Origin of the sequence: Rhodococcus oxybenzonivorans (genome assembly GCF_003130705.1) — a bacterium.
Taxonomy (GTDB): Bacteria; Actinomycetota; Actinomycetes; order Mycobacteriales; family Mycobacteriaceae; genus Rhodococcus_F; species Rhodococcus_F oxybenzonivorans.
On sequence record NZ_CP021356.1, the window covers coordinates 256,069 to 273,516 of the forward strand.

13 protein-coding genes are annotated in these 17,448 nt (G+C 61.4%); 6 read left to right on the forward strand and 7 right to left on the reverse strand.

What is annotated here, in order from left to right:
• Positions 1–5: 5 nt before the first annotated feature.
• Positions 6–713 (reverse strand): SAF domain-containing protein, encoded by a 708-nt coding sequence (locus CBI38_RS36870; protein WP_109336322.1) that lies wholly within the window; start codon positions 711–713, stop codon positions 6–8.
• An 804-nt stretch (positions 714–1,517) separates the two neighbouring features.
• On the opposite strand from CBI38_RS36870, the gene CBI38_RS36875 reads away from it, so the two are divergent.
• Positions 1,518–2,300, forward strand: a complete 783-nt coding sequence (locus tag CBI38_RS36875) for a helix-turn-helix transcriptional regulator (RefSeq protein ID WP_109336323.1) — start codon at positions 1,518–1,520, stop codon at positions 2,298–2,300.
• A gap of 1 nt (position 2,301) precedes the next feature.
• Here CBI38_RS36875 and CBI38_RS36880 read toward each other — a convergent pair whose 3' ends face one another.
• Positions 2,302–3,090, reverse strand: a complete 789-nt coding sequence (locus CBI38_RS36880; RefSeq protein WP_064079862.1) for an alpha/beta fold hydrolase — start codon at positions 3,088–3,090, stop codon at positions 2,302–2,304.
• A gap of 428 nt (positions 3,091–3,518) precedes the next feature.
• Here CBI38_RS36880 and CBI38_RS38270 point away from each other — a divergent pair, with 428 nt between their 5' ends.
• From CBI38_RS38270 to CBI38_RS36885, 3 genes are all read left to right on the forward strand, one after another.
• Positions 3,519–3,875, forward strand: coding sequence for a hypothetical protein (locus CBI38_RS38270; protein WP_162603428.1), 357 nt, complete (start codon positions 3,519–3,521; stop codon positions 3,873–3,875).
• Positions 3,872–4,627 carry a hypothetical protein gene (locus CBI38_RS38275; RefSeq protein WP_162603429.1) on the forward strand — a complete coding sequence of 252 codons (756 nt, stop codon included), beginning with the start codon at positions 3,872–3,874 and terminating at the stop codon, positions 4,625–4,627. The genes CBI38_RS38270 and CBI38_RS38275 overlap by 4 nt, the downstream gene beginning before the upstream one ends.
• A gap of 65 nt (positions 4,628–4,692) precedes the next feature.
• Positions 4,693–5,619, forward strand: coding sequence for a hypothetical protein (locus tag CBI38_RS36885; RefSeq protein WP_109336324.1), 927 nt, complete (start codon positions 4,693–4,695; stop codon positions 5,617–5,619).
• Positions 5,620–6,393: 774 nt separating this feature from the next.
• Here the strand turns inward: CBI38_RS36885 and CBI38_RS36895 are convergent.
• Together CBI38_RS36895 and CBI38_RS36900 are read right to left on the reverse strand one after the other, a co-directional pair.
• Positions 6,394–6,744, reverse strand: coding sequence for a hypothetical protein (locus tag CBI38_RS36895; protein ID WP_109336325.1), 351 nt, complete (start codon positions 6,742–6,744; stop codon positions 6,394–6,396).
• Positions 6,745–6,795: 51 nt separating this feature from the next.
• Positions 6,796–8,013, reverse strand: a complete 1,218-nt coding sequence (locus CBI38_RS36900; RefSeq protein ID WP_230990460.1) for a hypothetical protein — start codon at positions 8,011–8,013, stop codon at positions 6,796–6,798.
• Between the two features lie 481 nt (positions 8,014–8,494).
• Here CBI38_RS36900 and CBI38_RS36905 point away from each other — a divergent pair, with 481 nt between their 5' ends.
• The gene (locus tag CBI38_RS36905) at positions 8,495–8,935 is read left to right on the forward strand and encodes a helix-turn-helix domain-containing protein (RefSeq protein ID WP_230990461.1); all 441 of its coding nucleotides are present in this window, start codon (positions 8,495–8,497) and stop codon (positions 8,933–8,935) included.
• Positions 8,936–8,958: 23 nt separating this feature from the next.
• On the opposite strand, the gene CBI38_RS36910 is transcribed toward CBI38_RS36905, so the two are convergent.
• Positions 8,959–9,318 carry a hypothetical protein gene (locus tag CBI38_RS36910; protein WP_109336328.1) on the reverse strand — a complete coding sequence of 120 codons (360 nt, stop codon included), beginning with the start codon at positions 9,316–9,318 and terminating at the stop codon, positions 8,959–8,961.
• A gap of 707 nt (positions 9,319–10,025) precedes the next feature.
• Between CBI38_RS36910 and CBI38_RS36920 the strand changes: the two genes are divergently transcribed.
• Positions 10,026–12,914, forward strand: a complete 2,889-nt coding sequence (locus CBI38_RS36920) for a DUF4365 domain-containing protein (protein ID WP_109336330.1) — start codon at positions 10,026–10,028, stop codon at positions 12,912–12,914.
• Between the two features lie 189 nt (positions 12,915–13,103).
• Here CBI38_RS36920 and CBI38_RS36925 read toward each other — a convergent pair whose 3' ends face one another.
• Positions 13,104–13,772, reverse strand: a complete 669-nt coding sequence (locus CBI38_RS36925; RefSeq protein ID WP_109336331.1) for a hypothetical protein — start codon at positions 13,770–13,772, stop codon at positions 13,104–13,106.
• Between the two features lie 167 nt (positions 13,773–13,939).
• Positions 13,940–16,297, reverse strand: a complete 2,358-nt coding sequence (locus CBI38_RS36930) for an FtsK/SpoIIIE domain-containing protein (protein ID WP_109336332.1) — start codon at positions 16,295–16,297, stop codon at positions 13,940–13,942.
• Between the last annotated feature and the right edge of the window lie 1,151 nt (positions 16,298–17,448).

Genomic DNA, 17,448 nt, shown 5'->3' on the forward strand with positions numbered 1-17,448 from the left:
GCCGATCACCGCACTCGGTTGTCGAGGACGATCGCGACACGCTTGGTTGCGCCGCGGGCGGCGACCCAGTTGGCCTCTGCCTCGGGCACGAGCAGGTTGAGCGTTGTCTCGCCGGCTTCGGGGATCTCCTTGGTCGAGTACACCTGCGCCTTCGTGTTGATCGGGCCCTGTACGGGCGGGTCGTCCTGGTCGCGTGGTGTGTCCACGACACGGACCATGTCACCGGGGACGATCGGCTCGGAGGGGAGGTGGCTGTAGCTCACCGTGATGCCGACCATCGTGAGGCCTTCCCCGGGAACAACCTGATCGGTGATCGCGGACGGGAGCAGGACGGTGCCGGCCGGCAACCGGGTGCTGGCACTCATTCCTACGACGCGGCCGCGTTCGCTGGCGGGCAGCGCCCCGAGATCGGCATCGACGTTGACCGATTTGGCGGCCAAGTCCTTGGACTCGATGGTCTCGCCTTGCTGCACCTCGTTCGTCAGGACGAGCACATCGGTGGTTGCGCGCATGGCGTTGACCGCGGTGAGCATGCCGATCACTGCCACCACGACGAGTGCTACACCGATCGCCAGGTAGATGGGGCGTCGACGGACGCGCGCGCGGGTATTCAGATCGGGTGGGTCGTCCTGATCTGCGCCGTTGTGCGCCGGGGGCAGGTCATCCCCGGACGAGCGGAGCTTGTCGATTTTCTTGGTCAGCAGGGATGCCATGTGGTGGTCCTTCACAGTGGACGTGTGGACATGTCGGACACTTTCGTACGGCGAACAGTAGAGAGCGACCTGGACAAGTTCGCTGCGACCACGTCACCTGCAAAGCTCCGACGGACTGGTGACGCCATCCGGTGCGACTGGTCCGGTGCGTGTGACGGCGCCGTGGGCGCGTGAACCAGCTGCGTTGCGTGGCGGATTTCGGTGGGGCGGCGACCGTGTTGCTCGCCATGGCAGTTGTGCACGCCGCTACGTTTTCGCCGATATGTACATGAAAACCTGTGCGTCCAGCGATATCCCGACCTCGGGTGCCGGAAACGACGGTTCCAACCATCCGGCGTTGGGCAAACTGCGCGGCATGCCGTTGACCGACTACTTCTATTGCCCCGTATGGACAGTCGGGTTCGAAATGGTCCTTGTAAACATTCCTGCGGCCCGTTTCGGGAGTCGCTGCTTGGGCCGACCATCGCCTCAGCACGACTAGCGATCCGTGCCGTGCCACGTCGAGCACGAGGAGCCGAACGCCGAGCACCGTCCCCGTCGATCGCACATGCGAACCCCATTGTGCTGCACGTGGCATAAACGCTTTCCCCTCCGCAACCCGCCTGGGCCCTCCCCCTCGGCGCGACTGTCGACCCGCACTCGTCTGCCTGCCACGCAGCTGTGAGCCTTCTGGGAAAACATTCCATCAGGTCGGGAACTGCGTTGTCCAGCAGGGGGGTAACACTCAAGAGTGTTACCTACAAGGCTTGACATTCCCCGGGAGTAGGGTAGTGCCGCTGTATTCGCTATCGGAAAGGCCAACCAATGGACTCGATCAGTCCGCCGAGTCTCGGTGATTTCATCCGTGCTCGGCGCACCCGGGCAACGCCGACGCACCCGGATGGTATGACTCGGGCCCAACTGGGCGAAGAGAACTATTTGAGTGTCAGCTACATCGCGCGGCTGGAAGGAAACGTTAAGGACGCGAGTCCTTCTCCGCAGGTTCTCGACGCCACCGCCAACGCACTCTGTCTCGATGATGCAGAACGTCGGCACCTATTCAATCTGGCACGGCGAACACAGACTGAGCGTGAGGACACCACGACACCCTGGACGATCGCCGACTATCGGACACTGATTACACCGGACATGAAGACCGCCATCGCGGCGCTGAACCCGCATCTGGTGGCGTACCTCGACGAACGCTGGAATGTCATCGACTGTAACTCGGCGTACGACAAGGCGTTCCCTGGACTGGTCGACGAGGGAAACGTGTTGCGCTGGTTCTTCTCGACTCCGGCATCAATGAAGGTCATGGTGGAGTGGGAGGCGGAAGCCGCCTTGACCGTCAGCTGGTTCCGAGCGTTGATGGGTCGCTATTACAACCCCGACTGGGCGGTGGAAACCCTCGAAGAGTTGAGCGCGTTCCCTCTCTTCCGCGAATTGTGGTCACGCGAAGAAGTCCGGTTCGGCCGGCACCAGCCGTTCATGCACCTCCGCGACGCCGAGACTGGTGAGCAATACAGCGTGCACGTGCAGGTCCACGCGGAGATGCGGGGCAAGTATCCGCTGCAGATGTACCTCGGAGTGCGCCTCCCCGCCTCCTGAATTAGCCGAGCGCCTTGACGAACGCAGTGATCGCCGCGTTGACCGGCTCGGGGTGTGTCCAGTTTGCGGCATGGCCGGCCACCGGGATCGTGACAACTGGCGCAGCACCGGGAAGACCTGCTTTGAGCTCGTCCGCCTTCTCTGCGGGCGCTGACAGGTCATTTTCCCCACGGATGATCAACGCCGGAACGTCAATGTCGGAGAGTCGGTCCACGACGTCGTCGCGTTCGATAAGGCACTCCGCGGCTGGCCGGACAGCCATGCGATCGCTGCTGTTCCATTTGCTGATCCACGACGTCCAATCCGCAGGTTCTCCACCGATCAGTTGGGGGGCAAGTGCGCTGGTGAGCGGTTCGAGTGGCTCTGTGCTGCACCACTGATCGAACAGGACGCGGTATCCGGACTTCTGCTCGGGTGTACAGGCTGAGGCTTCCGTGTCGAGCAAGATCAGAGCCGTCGTGCGCTCCGGTGCGAGGAGTGCTGTGCGCAGCGCGGTATAGCCGCCCTGGGACATTCCCCCGATGATTGCCTTCTCGACGCCGAGGTCGTCGAGGACGGCGAGGGCGTCGCGTGCGAGGTCCCAGTATGTGAACGGCATACCCGCATCGGTGGTCTTTCCGTGGCGGCGCGCATCCCAGGTCACAACCCGGAGGTCCGGGGATAGATCGCGCACCTGGGGCGTGAACATGGATGAGTCCATGAAGAACCCGTGCCCGAGTAGAAGTACGGGCCCCTCTCCCCCACTGTCGGTGTAAAAAATGTCGGCGTCGGGCGTTGTCACTGTCGGCACGTAGCCGATCCTAGGGTGAGGTGACTATCCCCGGTCCAGGCGAGCCTCGAGGAACGCGGTCGCCAGTCTGCGACCAGCGTTACAAAGAACATCCCGCGTAGCGAGCGGCTGCGCACCCCGTCTGGGAGAAGAAGGACGCGACGGGGCAAGCGTCAAGATCCTCGGCTCGGTCATCGAGATGGTGCGTCCCCTGCCGTACCCCGAAGGGGCGTGACCACCACGCTGACACGCTTCAGGGCAGAGATCACCCCGACGACGAGTACCAGTCGCGGAAGCTGGGGAGCTCGACGTTCTGGAGGCGATCTCATCCGCCTTCCGGGCACCCGCGAGATAAAACGGTGCGTCACGCTGGGAGTTGATCAACCGATCGCCGTCGGCCATGCTGTCCCAGTGACAGCCATAGAGACCTACACACTCTGGACGGTGTGATGGCGTCCAATCTCGGCCAACCGGCCCAGCAGATGCTAAATAAGTGCGTCGACCAGTTCAAGACGGATCTGTTGAATGAAGCGGACCGCCTTGAGGCCGCAGGAAATAGTGCGAGCGGCGTACCTGAGGTGACAGCTTCTCACGTCCACGACGCAAACATAATGCTTCGTCGGAAACTAACTAAACCTCGAAGATCGAAATTAACGCTAGCCCTGCAATTAATTACCGTTGTGGCCGCGGCGTTGACAGGATGGTCATCGAACAATATGGATAAGAACTGGGGAATCGCTCTCTTCGTGGCCAGCGTCATGATAACAGTCCTTGTTGGCGCGATTGTCTGGGTGAGGAACGAATGATGTCGGATAATCCTGAAAAATATCTCACCCCGGCGGCGAAAAATGCCCTAAACGCGTATCTCGCGGACGTGAAAGACCAGGTTTTGAACCGGGCTCTTTCGCAGTCTCAGGGCGGGCGAGACGCTCGCGAAATTGGAGTTTCTGATCTTACGGAGGCTATCGACGATAGGGAACGTCCCCAGGCTGTACGAGCCAGTAAGCGTACGTTGAGGTTACGCCAACTAGCAGTGCTGTACGTCGCAACCGGGCTTCTCGGGCTGCTCACCGTCCTAATATTTTTTTCGCCAGAAGCTACATTCTCGGGTGCGCAATCAATACAAACGGTTATCTTGATTGCCTCTGTCATCACAAGCTTCGTAGGTCTAGTGATGAGTATCGCCATCTATTCAGCTTCGCGGCGCCAAGAACGGATCCCAGCTCATGGGAAAACAGGAAGCCCAACGCCTCAAGATTTAGAGGCATTCTTCCTCCGCGAGTGGGGGCTACTGGAGTCAACACTAAGGCGAGTGATCGCAAATCAGCTCGGTGATTCACGAGCTGGTAATTCTGCTTTACGCGAACTGCTGGATATTGCCGAATCAAACAGAATCTTGGACGAACAATCCACCGCCGATTTCAATGAACTTCTACGTTTGCGAAATCGCATCGCCCACGGACGGCCCTCAAAGGGGCCAGAGCTCGACGTCGAAGACGCAATCGGGCGAGCCAAGAAACTTCAACGAAAACTGGAAGCCATTGATGACAAGTCCTGACGGACGGGCCGACAACCAACTCCCCTCGCGAGGGCAGTTGGTTGTCGGCCCCGAGACCTACCCTCGTGTCCATGACGGCAAAAGAGGCCGTTCACGTCGATAACGCAGCCACTGACAGCTACGGTGCATTGCTGTTTCGCAAGGACCCGACGGGAAAGACGGCTGGCGTTATGGAGCGGGTCTGCGACCTGGCTCCCGAAGATTACGAACGCTACTCGGGCGCCTACAAGGTCATGTTCGACATCATGGTCGCGAACATGTTCACCTATGTCAAGCAGTCTTCGATCGATCTCTTCGAAACAATCAAGAAGGCGTCCGACGCCATGCGTGACGGGGAGATCTCGCCGATGCAGCCTGATGGCATGGTCGAATGGGGAACTCGCCTTCGCACGGCAATCCTGGCTGTCTGCTCGTCGATCCATCATCACCAGGACCAGAGTTACATCGAGGTCAAGCGCAAGTTCGGGAAGGATTCGCCGGAGCACCGCAAAGTGAAGGCTGCGTTCGCCGAAATCTACGACGACTGCTTCGGCTATCGGTACCTGTACAAGCTGCGCAATACGATGGTGCATTACACGATGGAGGCCGCCGCCATGAGGGGAGAAGCCCAGCTGTACAAGGGCGAAAAGATTGCCTTCGTCGACATGCAGATGGATCGCTCCGCGTTGCTGGATATGAAGGACCACCTGAACGCGCCCCTTAAGGAGGAACTCAGGAGTCTCCCTGGCGACCCCAGCATTCACGAAATGGTCGGCGAGGCAGTGCCGCGCCTGGCTAAGACGAATCGAGAGCTGCTGGCAATCCTCTATCCCGAGATTGACGACTTGTGCGCAATTGTAAGGGAGTTCGACGCGCTATTCGACGGCCAGAAGGGGGTTCGAGCTGTCATCCATCAGCAGTCACCTGAGTTGCGCCCGCCCTTCAGGACAGGGCTCACCTCCTGGGCTGACAACGTGATCGCCAATGCACACGCCGCGAAAGAACGCAGCTGACGCATTGGATTCCTAGCGCCGGGCAGGCTGCGTAGTAGGAACTTCTGCATGCCCCTCACTCGCTCGGTCGACATGGAGCGGACATCGCTATTGGGCTTACGGAACGCAGCATCACTGCCACCAAGTACCACAGTCGGTAGCAGAGAAGTCCATCGCCACAACCTGCGGAGACTATCGACGCGGTCTGCCGAGTGTCCGTCATCGGTGGGGCTTCTCCCGTTCGAGGGCCGCCCGCGACTGGGTGCGTTCGGTTCGTCCATTCGGTCAGAGCGCGGGCGATCCAGCATCGCACTACCGCGGAGTCCGCCGCACAGGCGGCGAGGGACTCGAATGCCAGCGCTATCGCGACTGTGAACTCGGGGTGCGTTTCGTCGATGCATTCGAGTGCGATGTCGTTCGCCGCCGAAAGTGCCAGATAGGCGGCCTCTGAACTGGTTACAGCCGAGCTGTGGGCCAATCTCTCCGTGGCCTCGTACGCCGCGCGCCACGCGTCAGGGCTGAGCGCCTTCGTTTCCGATGTTCGGCACATACCGGCAACGCGCTCGAGTTCGTGGAGTACATCGTCGCCGGCGGCCGGGAGCCGGCCGGTCAAGCCCCAGTCTGAGTCGAGCACGTCGGCGAACCAGCACCAGCGAGCGAACTCGGGCGCGTCTTCGAGCGCGAGTTCAACGTGTCCCGTGAGTGGGACGTGAGGATCAAGCGCAGGGTTGGAACCTGGTGTGGTAATTGCCAAACGCCGCACTGCGGAGCGTGCACGACCGAGTCCGACCGAGGTCAGAGCGTTGTCAACCAGCACTCGACGGCGCGCCTGGCAGCGTCGGTTGGATCGGCGAGGTCGACCGCAGTGGTGGCATCGACCCCCTCGGTGCGCTCCCAGCTGCCGTCGTCTCGTTGGTGGTCCACGATGGACCAGATTTCGACCGTGGCTTCATGCTCACCGCGGGTGATGAGCCGAAGAGCCGGGACGAATCCGGGGCAGAGGTTGCTGAGGGCGATGTATGTGCGGTCCTCGTCAACGGCGAGGTCAAGGTCGTTGTGATCGTTCGCGTCGTGGGCGGCCGCAATGAACGCCGTGTGGAAGTCCTCGGGGATTTCTATGAGGCCATCGGGTCTGGTCTCCTTCAAAAGGGTCGTGATCTCTGGGGTGCACAGCAATGCCTCACACGGTCGCCGGCGTCAACAGGTATCAGCGAACTGGAACAAGGCCTGCCTGGTCGACCGGGTCGGGGTGCCGATGCCTGTTCGGCGAGGCGATGCCATCGTTGACGCGAAGAGGGGCAACCCCGACGACAGCCGCCATCGCTCATCTGAGTCAGGCCAATTCTGCTCGGCACCTACGGCTCTCGTTGAACCCGACCGGCAGGCCGGCCGCCATAGCTTCGAGCGCCGGGCGATCGGCCAGCTCCCTGGCACCCCACCTTCCGGCGCTGAACGAGCACAGTCGATCGTTGCATCGTGGAACTGTGCGCTTGCCGTGAAGGCGCCGGTCCAGCGGCGCCTGATCGCACTCACTCGGTTGGCGGAAGCCCGCGCCGGCGCGTTCACCCTGGAGCCGACGGGCGACTGTGACTCGGCGGCATCCGACGTAGCTGCTGCTTCTCGCGGAGAGTCAGAATCGGGTGCGTCTGTCAGATCGGCCGCGGCAGCGACTGCGGCAGTCTCGCCCTTTCCACGCTCCCCCGTAGGCGCGTCGGTCGGGGTCGACGTCTCCGCCGTGGAATCGGAACCGGCGACGTCCGTCTGGACGAGAGCTCGGCGGTACCGGCTCAGCTCCGTCACGGCCGAGTCGTACTTGATGGCGAGCTTGTCCGCGAGGAGGCTCGGTGACCAGCGCTGCTCGTAGGCCATCCGAATGATTTCTCGTCGTTCGCAGTTGCGCATGGGGACTTGTTCGCCGCTCAGGCGACGAACGATGACGACCTCGTCGGCCGCAACCGTTCCCGTGGCCCGCTCGCGCTCGTGACTACGCGCCTTAGGATTGTCGATCTCGTCGTCGTCCCATCCGAGAGGCGGCACCAGTCCTTCTGCGCGTGCTTGCTCACGGAGGTCGGCGTCGGGTCCGGGACGCATGGAAAGCTCGTCGTAGATCTCGTCGACCGCTTCCCACAGCTCGCTCGGGATGAGACCTTTTTCCGGCATCGAGGTGACAACGTCGACCTCGACGTTCAACCGGTGAGCGAGGCTCGGATCGCCGTAGCCCATGGCGTTGAGTGCACGCAGTCGGCGGCGAGCCCCCACTGCTGGGGTCAGATCACGCCCACGGCTCGGGTGAAAAGTGATCGAGAGGATCGCGTCCGCGATGGCGGAGGTGGTCGTGCGCGTCGAAGTGCTCCTCAGCGACCGGATTGTCGCGACCGGCACAGAGGCCAGGTCAGCGATCAGAGCGGTCGTCATCCCGGCGCACATCAGGGCGTTGATGTGGTAGCGCACATCAACCGTATCGACAGATGTATCGACGTGACGGGCAGGTGTCCAAGCCTGCCCGTCACGTCCCCCTAAACCCGACTGTCGCGATGTCTGGAACCACCCGTCGTCGCGACTGGGCAAAGCAGACCGGGCGGGGAATCCGGCTGCATTCAGTCTAGCTAGCTGAGCGGCGCATACGGACGAGCGTGCGCCGCGTCGATGCGCAGAAGTCTGACACAAGGGTGGGGCAGCTGAAACGGTAGTCGTCATCGGATGCTCTTTTCCGTTTAGCGGCTGGTCAGGCCGCATGTACGTGGGAACTGTTCGTACTCGAGCGCACCGGGTTCGAGTTCAGCAAGTGATCGTCAGCGCTGCACCGCTTCGCATTCATCACTGGAATTTAAACCCGGTATGCAACGATGGTATCTACATCTTCAATAGGATGTCCAGCGATGAACGGAAAATCGCAGTGAGAGCGCCCCTGAACGGCTTCAAGCCCCAGGCCCTCGAAGACGCGCGCACTACTGCCGGAATCACGCGCGGCGACCTGTCCCGCGCAATAGGTGTCGACCCGACCACCATCCACAACTGGGAAACCTCGCGAACGCACCCTCAGCCCGACCATCTCGCCCGGGCCGCCGAGAAGCTGGGAATACCCCTCGACCGTCTCGTCGTCGTCCCGGAGGACAGTCGGACCATCGCCGACCTGCGGAATCTCGCGGGATTGACGCAGAAACACGTCGCAAACCGAACCGGACTCAGCACCACCACCATCGGCCGAATCGAACGGGGCGAAGGAAGCCTGTCCGATCGACACGCCACAGCACTCGCTGAGGCTCTGCACCTGGAAGAACGCACAATCCGTGACGCATTCATCCGCGCACGAAATCGACCGCTTCCTACTCGCTAGCTCGGCAACAATCACCGCCGCGCTCACACACTGTCCCCGCGGCGCAACCGCTGCTGGCGGCGACGATCGATGGAGCGCCACACTCCGCTGAGAGCCAGAGTCGCAGCGAGCGCGAGAACTGCCACGACGATGATCAGCCGCCGAAGATCGAGGCCGGCACCTTCCGTGCCAGGGATAGTCACCAACGGTGATGCCGAAGCCCCAACGATGAGATCGTGAGCGAGCAGCCACGCAGCTGCCTTGGTCGACATCACTGGAAGTGCCGCGACAAGGAGGCCCAGAATCAATGGGGCCGCCATCAACAGAGACAGTTGGTCCTCGTCGGACAGGCCTGCTGCATTCTGCGCGGGTTGGATGGGCCGCTGAGGTTGACTGGGGTGCATGGGATCTCCTCCTGAAGTGGGCTCTATCTGGAGGAAGATCCGTTCGAAGAGGCTTGTGTGACAGACGTCCGCATCTTTTTCGTAAGGCTCCAGAGCCTTTGAGTCCCCTGCCACTCAGATTGCGAAGACTCGGAGCCGGGGTCAGACGAACGCCTGCGCAGCCTGGCCACGCGGCATAGATGCACATATCCGGTCCATGCCCAGCGGCACTGCATTCCGCCGCCCAAGGCGTGGCAGCCTCGACGCTTGCAAGGGAGATGCGACGTCAGTAGTGGCAGCAGGCCACCCACACAGCCCCGAACGAACAGAAGAACACCGAACTGCGCGATACCGCGGCGCGGCCGGACGACTCGGCCGAGCACCGCGCCGCCTTCGCCCAAGACATGACTGCCGCCGGCGTTGACAGTGAAGCCGTCGGCGCCCGCATGTCCGCCGACCTCGACCAGGTCCCATCCCGCGGAGCCGTCCGGGCACCGAAGAAGGCACCAGTCCCCCGGAAGGGCAAGCCGTGGCAGTCCCACACAAAGCGCAATGAAGGAGCTATCCGGTTCGGAGTCACGAAGCCCGGCCGGACACTCGACAAACGAAAAACGGAAGGGCATCCGACCAGGTGATGGCAACTCACCCGCTAATGTGAATCAGCCAACGTGCGCTTGCATCCGTACCTGCACGGGGCGTGACCTGAACGACCAGCAGTAAGGCGGAGCATGGGCCGGCGTGGAAGCGAGACCGAACAAACCGGAAATATCGGCGAAACCGCAGTAACGCTTGAGTTCCAGCAGCTGCAGTGGCACGTGGCGCCCAACCCAGCTGGTGAGGTCGGCACTGATCTGTTGCTTCAAGCGCGCGATGCGCGCCGGTTCGATCTCGGCGCAATTGTCGGTGCTCAGGTCAAGTCGGGCCCATCCTTCTTCGATACGCCAGAGAGCGATGACGCTGGGGACGTAGTCGGTTGGTGGTTCCGAGATCCGAACGGCGAGTATCTCAAATACTGGCGGGACCACACCGTGCCTCACATCGTGGTACTACACGATGCATCAGAAAAGAAGTCGTACTGGGTTCACGTAACGGCCGAAAGGATTAAATCGACGGGGAAAGGTGCGAAGATTCTTGTTCCCAAGGCTTCTGTCGTCGATGCGGAACATGCCGACGAACTTTTCAAGGTAGCTACCGTCGGCCGTGTCGGCCCCCGATGGGAGGGCAGCGCATGGGACGAAGGCGGGTCAATTCTCTCGCCCGACCAGCTCCGCTACGCCCTGCTGACGCCTCGGTTGATCGCTCCACATCCCAATCGACCAGTAGACGAATTACGTCCAGACCAGGCCATCGCACTACTGGTGAAGATGAGATTGCACGAGCTCGACCCGACACCACTCCATAAGAAGAAGGGTGCCGTACCGGATCTCGCGGAGTGCCGCACTTCGAAGGCCTGGCGATGGCAGTTCTACGCAGCTCTACACGATGTACTCATCGAGGAGAAGGGGCGTGAAGCGCTCGAAGCGCTGATCGAAACGGCGAGCAAGCCTCATGAGAGCGCCGCCGCCGCCGTCTTCGCATGCGCGATGCGAGTCGAGAGTCAGGATCCATTAGCCGGACTGGCGCTTGTGGATCGTGTGCTCACCGAGGATAAGTGCGATCCCATCGATCACGACTGGCTGCTTCTGCACAAATCGCGGTGCCTCGTCGAACTCGGCGAGTTGGAGGAGGCTCGGCGACTCGCCTTCGAAGTCCAGCGTCTGCGGACGATCGCTCCCCAGGATCCCACCGCCATGGCAATTGCCGGCTCTGGAGCCGACATCATCTTCACCGCAGGCAAATGGAGTAGCGATCTGTCTCAAGTGATCACAGGCCGAGACACGCTCGCAGCATGGTGGCGAGGTCAAGAAGTTGCATGGGGCCTTCAAAACCACTTCGACGATCACTTCAATGCATGGGCGCAGGGGTCAACTCCGACTGGCGATGCCGGTGATGACACCTGGCTGAAGCTGCGGACTGCGTCCTTGCTCGCCAGCACGGCAGCTGATCATTCTTCGTGGCGACATACGTCGGGTCTCCGCGCACAACATATCCTTACTTTCACCGCGGGGGATCAGGACGACATCATCGGTGCCCTGACCCTTTTGCGCCGTGTCGGCGATAGCAAGACCCTGAAGAAGGCCTGCCATCGGTTGCTGCAATCTGGACCTGCCGCTGCCGTCCGGGCGGCCGCATCCCTCGTCAATCTCGAAGCCGCCTCGACAACGTCGATCCGTGCCGATCTCCAGTTGATTGCCGACGCCGCTGACGTCCTCGAAACCGAAACAGCCGATGTCCACGCCCGGTGGATCCTGTCGACGCTGGCCGACGTAGCTAAATTCAAGATGCGGTTCAAGCCCAACTTCTACGCGACAAACATGTTGCTGGAGACGCTTAGGGTCCTCGTGCAGGTGGTCTCGCCCACCGTGCGGCGAGAGCTAATTGACACCGTTCTGGCTCTCCCACCACAAACCAACAAGAGCACAGCACACGACTGGGCAAATGTGGTGGCACAAATCCCGGACGATGCATGGACCGACGACGACAGACGCGCAATATTCGAACGCCGCAGTTCAGTGGACGTCGACTCAGCGGAACATCCAGACGCCCCGGAAAATCCAGATGTCCCTGATTCTCGAGACGCCCCGGACCTTCGAAATGTATTCGATAGGGTCCTCGCAGATAGGGACCAGCAAAACCGCGAAGCGCTAGAAGCTCGTATCCGAGAAGGAGACTTGGGAGCGCTACGCGCCTTTGGCGACATCCGTGATCTGGACCAGACCACCGTACAAAAGCTGCTGGAAAACCTTTCTGCTCAACTCGATCAGCAGATCGAGGAACTCCAAGGCCTTGAGAGCCCTGGGCATGAAGACTTCTTCGCGACGAGCACCGACCACGAAGGTTACGTCGCAGGGACACTGGTCATGATCAATGCGTGGCACCCGTCGGCCGCTTGTTGGGCGCCTATCGTCCGGCTCCTCTCGCTCGATTGCCCATTCGCTGACCACCTCCGAAATCCTCTGAAAAAGCTGCGCCAAGTCAGTAGACGCCTTCCCCCCGAAATTGCAGATACACTCATCGAGCCGCTTCGACTGCTGATGCTGAACGGTGTTCGCAACCAGTACTTCTTCGGCATCGAGGATGTCCGCGGCGAAGCTGCGGCCGCCCTGGTGGCGATCCGACCCAGTGCAATTTCTGATCAAGAGCTTTGGGATCTGATGACCGCGGACACTAGCGAACAACGTCAAGCCGCCGTACGCCTTATCGCTGCCCGAGGGGTCAGCCAAGGGTGCGACACGCTCTGGGCGATGTCCAGAGACAGTGATCCGTGGGTGCGGGCTGCGATCGCCAATCAGGTCGCCGTCGCCGCGTCTCAGGCCGATACAGACGACCGCTTCTTGCCTCTCCTGATGCGTCTACTGTCGAGTGAAGGAACTCTGGTGGCGCGCCTGGTCGCTGTCGACCTCAAAAGACTTGCAAGGTCGGATAATGCGGACAAGCTTGCCGAAGTCCTCCGTGACAATATCTCCAGTGAAGTGCGCCGTGCGGTGGCTTCCTACGACAGAGCGATCACAGCCTAATGGGTACGACGACCGCCGACCGTTTAGCGTTCGTTCCCCTCAAGCTCGATCGTGCCGCCTCGGTTCCGCCGCCCGATACGCAGGAATCAACTTCGACTGCAGTGGCGAACGGCGTCTTTTGCTGGGCCTGGGTGCATCCAGCCCAGCAAAAGTCGTCGTGCCTCGTACGCGTCTGCCAGTGACCGCGATTTAGGGCCCCTCCCGAATGGGATTTCGACTCACGATTCTGCCCCACAGGCGCACTAACCGACTCCGGGATGCGCCCCACAGTCGCCGGATCCTGCGGGGGTGTTGGTCGGGGTCGAGATCTCGTCGTCCCTGTTGTTGAAAGTCGCGGAGGAAGGTCTCCAGGGTGGGGATAAGCCCGCCGAGCTCTGCCACCAATGTGGGGCTATCTCGCACCATTGCCTCGCACACGCCAGTTCCTGGATATTCACTCTCACCGGGTCCAGTCGGTGGGAAGTGCCTATGCTGGAACGGGTCCAGGTGGTCGTTCTTGAACTCATTGAACTTGTTGATTGGGTCATCGAGAATCGGGAGCATTTCCGGACTTCCGACCAGGTAGATCAACGTCATCGCCTGACCGGCAAATCCCACCTTCACGTCGATGTCTGAGATCCTTGAGTGGACGTCCTCGCGATCCGGCTGAGGCTTCAACAACGCCGTTTTGAGTCGAAGAAGTGCTTGTACAACGTCATTCAGTACGTGAAGACCGTTTGCATATGCCTCCTGTCGACTTTCGCGCAGGAACTGCTTTGCGTCGGCGCTCTCCTTGCGTTTGTTGACGCTGTGCGCCGTCCATGCAGACAAGACGGCTGCCAGAATTGCGGCATACGCTGCAACAGTCGCTGAATCCATCGGTTCCACCGATCCCCGTTCTGTCACTCTGCTGGCGTGTATGTCCAGTGTCTTCGAGTGAGCGGTCCCGGCACAGAGTATTGAGCTACTCGCAATGAGCTGTCCGAGCAGAACGAGATCTGCGGGGGATCTTCGCACTGGCTCAGACAGGCGTTCTCTGCCAAGTTTCAGCCCGACACCTGGATGGGTTTGCGAATCGATACGTAGGAACTGTCAGGTAAGGCAAGATCGCCGAACTCATCGGTGTCGCTGCGCCAGGTCAGTGACAGCAATGAGTCTTCGATGATGTCCGGTTCGGGATCGGTGTCTACGACGACCCACTCGTCAATGTCCTCCATCAGCAACAGGTCCCCGAGTGCTACATCGGCAGCGCGAACATCGCGGACCGGCCCGTACTGGTCCTCGTAGGTGTCGGGTGAATCGTCCGGTATGTCGAAGACCTCGGCTCCGCCGTCCGCCGGTATCTCTGGTTCGGTTGCTGCTGCTGGTTCTTTGACCAGGGCTAGTCGAGCGCGTGAGGACTCCCCTCGCGCAGCGGAGGATTCACCGAGTTGTGGAGCAGAGAGCTGATCGAGGAACGAGGCGGCATCGGTGGCACCGGCGGCCGTCGGGGTGCGGTAGTCGTCGAGCTCTACCGCCGCTTCGTTGGTGGGCTCGGCGCGGCCCCCGAGTAGCCCGAGGAGCGCAGTCGGTGACGCGAGACGACGATCGGTTTCGTGGGTCATCTTCGCTCTTCTGAGTACCGGATCGAGGTCGGGTCGGTCGCTGGCCAGTACCCATTCGGCTTCGATGTAGTCGAAGTATGTCAGGGGCGCCGGTTCTGACGTGTCGTCGGTGGCGTCGATGTCCGGAAGTTCGTCCGGTGGGACGATCAGCAATCGTGGATGGCGTGTTATCGGGGGGCGGAGGGTGTCGAGCAGATCGGACTCGAAGGTGCCGGCGTGCGTCTTGCGTGGGTCGGGTACGCGGTAGCACTGGATCTCGATGGGCTGATAGTTGTCGGTGACGGTGGTGCCGCGGCCGCGGCACTTGCGGGGCACGCTGGTACCGATCGTCGGTGATTGCCACATCATGAGCGCCCCTTGTGGTGAGAGCCGGCCCATGGAGATGCGCATGGCGAAGTTGTCACGCATGTCGCCGAGGAAGTACTGCGCGTCGGGACGCTGAGTTCCGAAGACTAGATGCACTCGCGAGGTTCGGGCCTTGCGTGCCATCGACGCGAGCATGCTGAGCACCGGTGGCTGTCGGGCGCCGCCTTTCGGTTTGGCCCTGGAGTACCAATCTTCGACGTTGCCGCGGAACTCCGCCCATTCGTCGAGAAAGACGAGTACTGGTTCGAAGTCCGCTTCTGTCGCCTCGCCGGTAACGATCTTCTGGTATCGGAACTCCATGAGATCGCGGGCGCGGTGGACCAACGCCACTTGCTGCTCGATGGTTGTAGCGACGACTTGTACGTTGGGCCAGTCCTGGAATCCCAGGAATTCGACGTACTTGCCGTCGAGGACCCAGATCGGCCATCCACGTCGCGAGAAGTTGACCAACAGATTGTGTGCGGTCACGGTCTTACCGCTTCCGGGTGGGCCGATCAGCATCAGGTTCGGGTCGATCGCCGGCCGCCACACAACCTCGTTGCCGTCTTCGTCGATTCCGTAGGGAATTTCCACCGAGTCGTAACTGGCCAGGAGATCGGCACCGGGGTCGAGGTCCGGTGCCGGCAACCAGACGCTGTCCGGGAATGCTGTGCGTTGCTCGAATCGAACCCAATCCGTTTCGAGGTTCCACCGTGCTCTCCAGCGACCGGGCAACGTCGCGCTCATTCCTCGTTCGACGCGGGTCCGGTAGCCATCCGATTCCAGTTTCGGACCAAGTTCGTGACGTACTTCCATTGAGGTCACTTCGCCGGTTTCGGCGGCGACGTCGATCGCGGTTACGGTCGCGGTCGGGCCCAACAGTTGGGCGATGATCCGCTTCGCGCGCACAACCTGGTCGCTGTCGGAGACTTCTCGTTCCGGCTCGGCAGCGGGCGTGAAGATCAGGCGCCGGCGGGCGGGGTCGTGCTTGTCGAGTTCGAAGAAACCCCACCCTTGATCTTCGAAGACCCCGCAGATATCAGCGAGCCACGTCTCGTCATTCAGTGCCTGTGTCGAGTCGTAGTGCACGGTGAGTTTCCCCGGAAGTCCCGGCCATCCACGGCTCCATTTCGACGTCGACAGCACCGCCCGGGTGGCCTCCGGCAGCCCCACGATCGGGCACAGCCTATCGATCACCTCGTCGATGTCGACATCGCGAAGCTGCTTACGTTTGCCGGCTACTCCGGCGTAGACGGCAGCGATCGACAAGCCCGCCGCGGCGGGCATCGCGAGGGCGCTGTATCCGAACAGCGGAGCGGCGGCGCTGGCACCGACCGCGGTGGTACCCAAGCAGAAACTGTCGCGAAGCCAGGTGTGCGGCCGCGGCGGCAAGGAACTGATTCGGGGAGAGCGTGCGAACCGCGCACCACTTTGCTGCGGAGGTGTGGTTGTCATCGCCAGGCCTCGCCTTCACCAGTCGGCGAGGAGAGCACGAGCGTGCCGGCACTGCGATTGCCTTGCGCTCGCCGATTCGTACTTCCTGACTCGGCGTATCCAACTGCCGATCCGTGCCGCGGCCACCTTGCGTTCGCAGTTCGCTGATCAGTTCGCATTTTCACGCTGCTCCCTCCTGCGCGAGCGAGCACACCACCTCGCCGCTAATTGATCTCTCCTACTCGGAGGAAGATCCCGGTAGGGGAGCTTGTGTGACACGCGCTGGCCAAGTTTCTGGTCCGTACTGGCTCCACAGCGCTCATCGCCTCATGTTGGAGTCCTCTGGGAGGCGTCCCATCCTCATCCCATTGACCCGTGTCCGGTGACACCGGATTGTCCTCGGTGTGGAGCTGTGACCTGGGCCGAGGAATTTTGACTGGCGGGATTCGGGTGTGCCGGTCAGCGTTTCGGGGGATGGTGGCATGGACGCCGGGCGCTGGTTGCCAGTGAATCTTGCTTGAACCGGCGTGTGTTGCCGTCTGCTCATGCACCATCGGCAGGCTGTGGTGATTCGCATCGGCCCCTGCGAACTGCCTGCCGCCCAGACTGGGGCGATCTCGAACCGAGCAAACTTCAGTGGCGAGACACGCCGGGTACGCAAGATTCACTGGCAAAAAGGAAGATCAACTGTCACAGGACAACCCGACCTTGCGACACCGCCATGCCGGTACGGCAATCCCCGTCCTGGCTCAGTGGATCTGGCGAGATCACAGAGGCTGCACCTGCTGTTCGCCAGGTCTATTGAGTCGCCGCGGCAACTTCGGGCTCAAAGAGTCTGGCGAGCATGGAACTCGGTGCCTCGATTCATCCCGATCGCGGGTGACCACCTCGGATTCGCCAGGTTCGCTGAGCCGTCCGCCAGATAGACCGCCACACTCGCCAGATTCACTGAGTCGTCGCCACCTTCACTGAGTCAGGACACCCCGATTTACACCCACCACCCCCTTGACACGTGGGTTACGCTCCGATCAGCGCAACGAAGAGAGCATGGATCGGAGCGAAGCCCCCGCGTAGGGGTATATTTCCGCTCAGGCAACAACCCATCTCACGCGTGTTGATCGTTCCTTGAGGCTCGCTTGCGTACCTGTCCTCGGCGCGATGCCACTGATCTC

What these genes read in the sequence shown, in the direction of transcription:
- CBI38_RS38270 (WP_162603428.1), top strand. Translation starts at nt 3,519, where the DNA reads ATGGCGTCCAATCTCGGCCAACCGGCCCAGCAGATGCTAAATAAGTGC.
- CBI38_RS36910 (WP_109336328.1), bottom strand. Translation starts at nt 9,318, where the DNA reads ATGCACCCCAGTCAACCTCAGCGGCCCATCCAACCCGCGCAGAATGCA.
- CBI38_RS36870 (WP_109336322.1), bottom strand. Translation starts at nt 713, where the DNA reads ATGGCATCCCTGCTGACCAAGAAAATCGACAAGCTCCGCTCGTCCGGG.
- CBI38_RS36930 (WP_109336332.1), bottom strand. Translation starts at nt 16,297, where the DNA reads ATGACAACCACACCTCCGCAGCAAAGTGGTGCGCGGTTCGCACGCTCT.
- CBI38_RS36875 (WP_109336323.1), top strand. Translation starts at nt 1,518, where the DNA reads ATGGACTCGATCAGTCCGCCGAGTCTCGGTGATTTCATCCGTGCTCGG.
- CBI38_RS36900 (WP_230990460.1), bottom strand. Translation starts at nt 8,013, where the DNA reads ATGACGACCGCTCTGATCGCTGACCTGGCCTCTGTGCCGGTCGCGACA.
- CBI38_RS36920 (WP_109336330.1), top strand. Translation starts at nt 10,026, where the DNA reads ATGGGCCGGCGTGGAAGCGAGACCGAACAAACCGGAAATATCGGCGAA.
- CBI38_RS36925 (WP_109336331.1), bottom strand. Translation starts at nt 13,772, where the DNA reads ATGGATTCAGCGACTGTTGCAGCGTATGCCGCAATTCTGGCAGCCGTC.
- CBI38_RS38275 (WP_162603429.1), top strand. Translation starts at nt 3,872, where the DNA reads ATGATGTCGGATAATCCTGAAAAATATCTCACCCCGGCGGCGAAAAAT.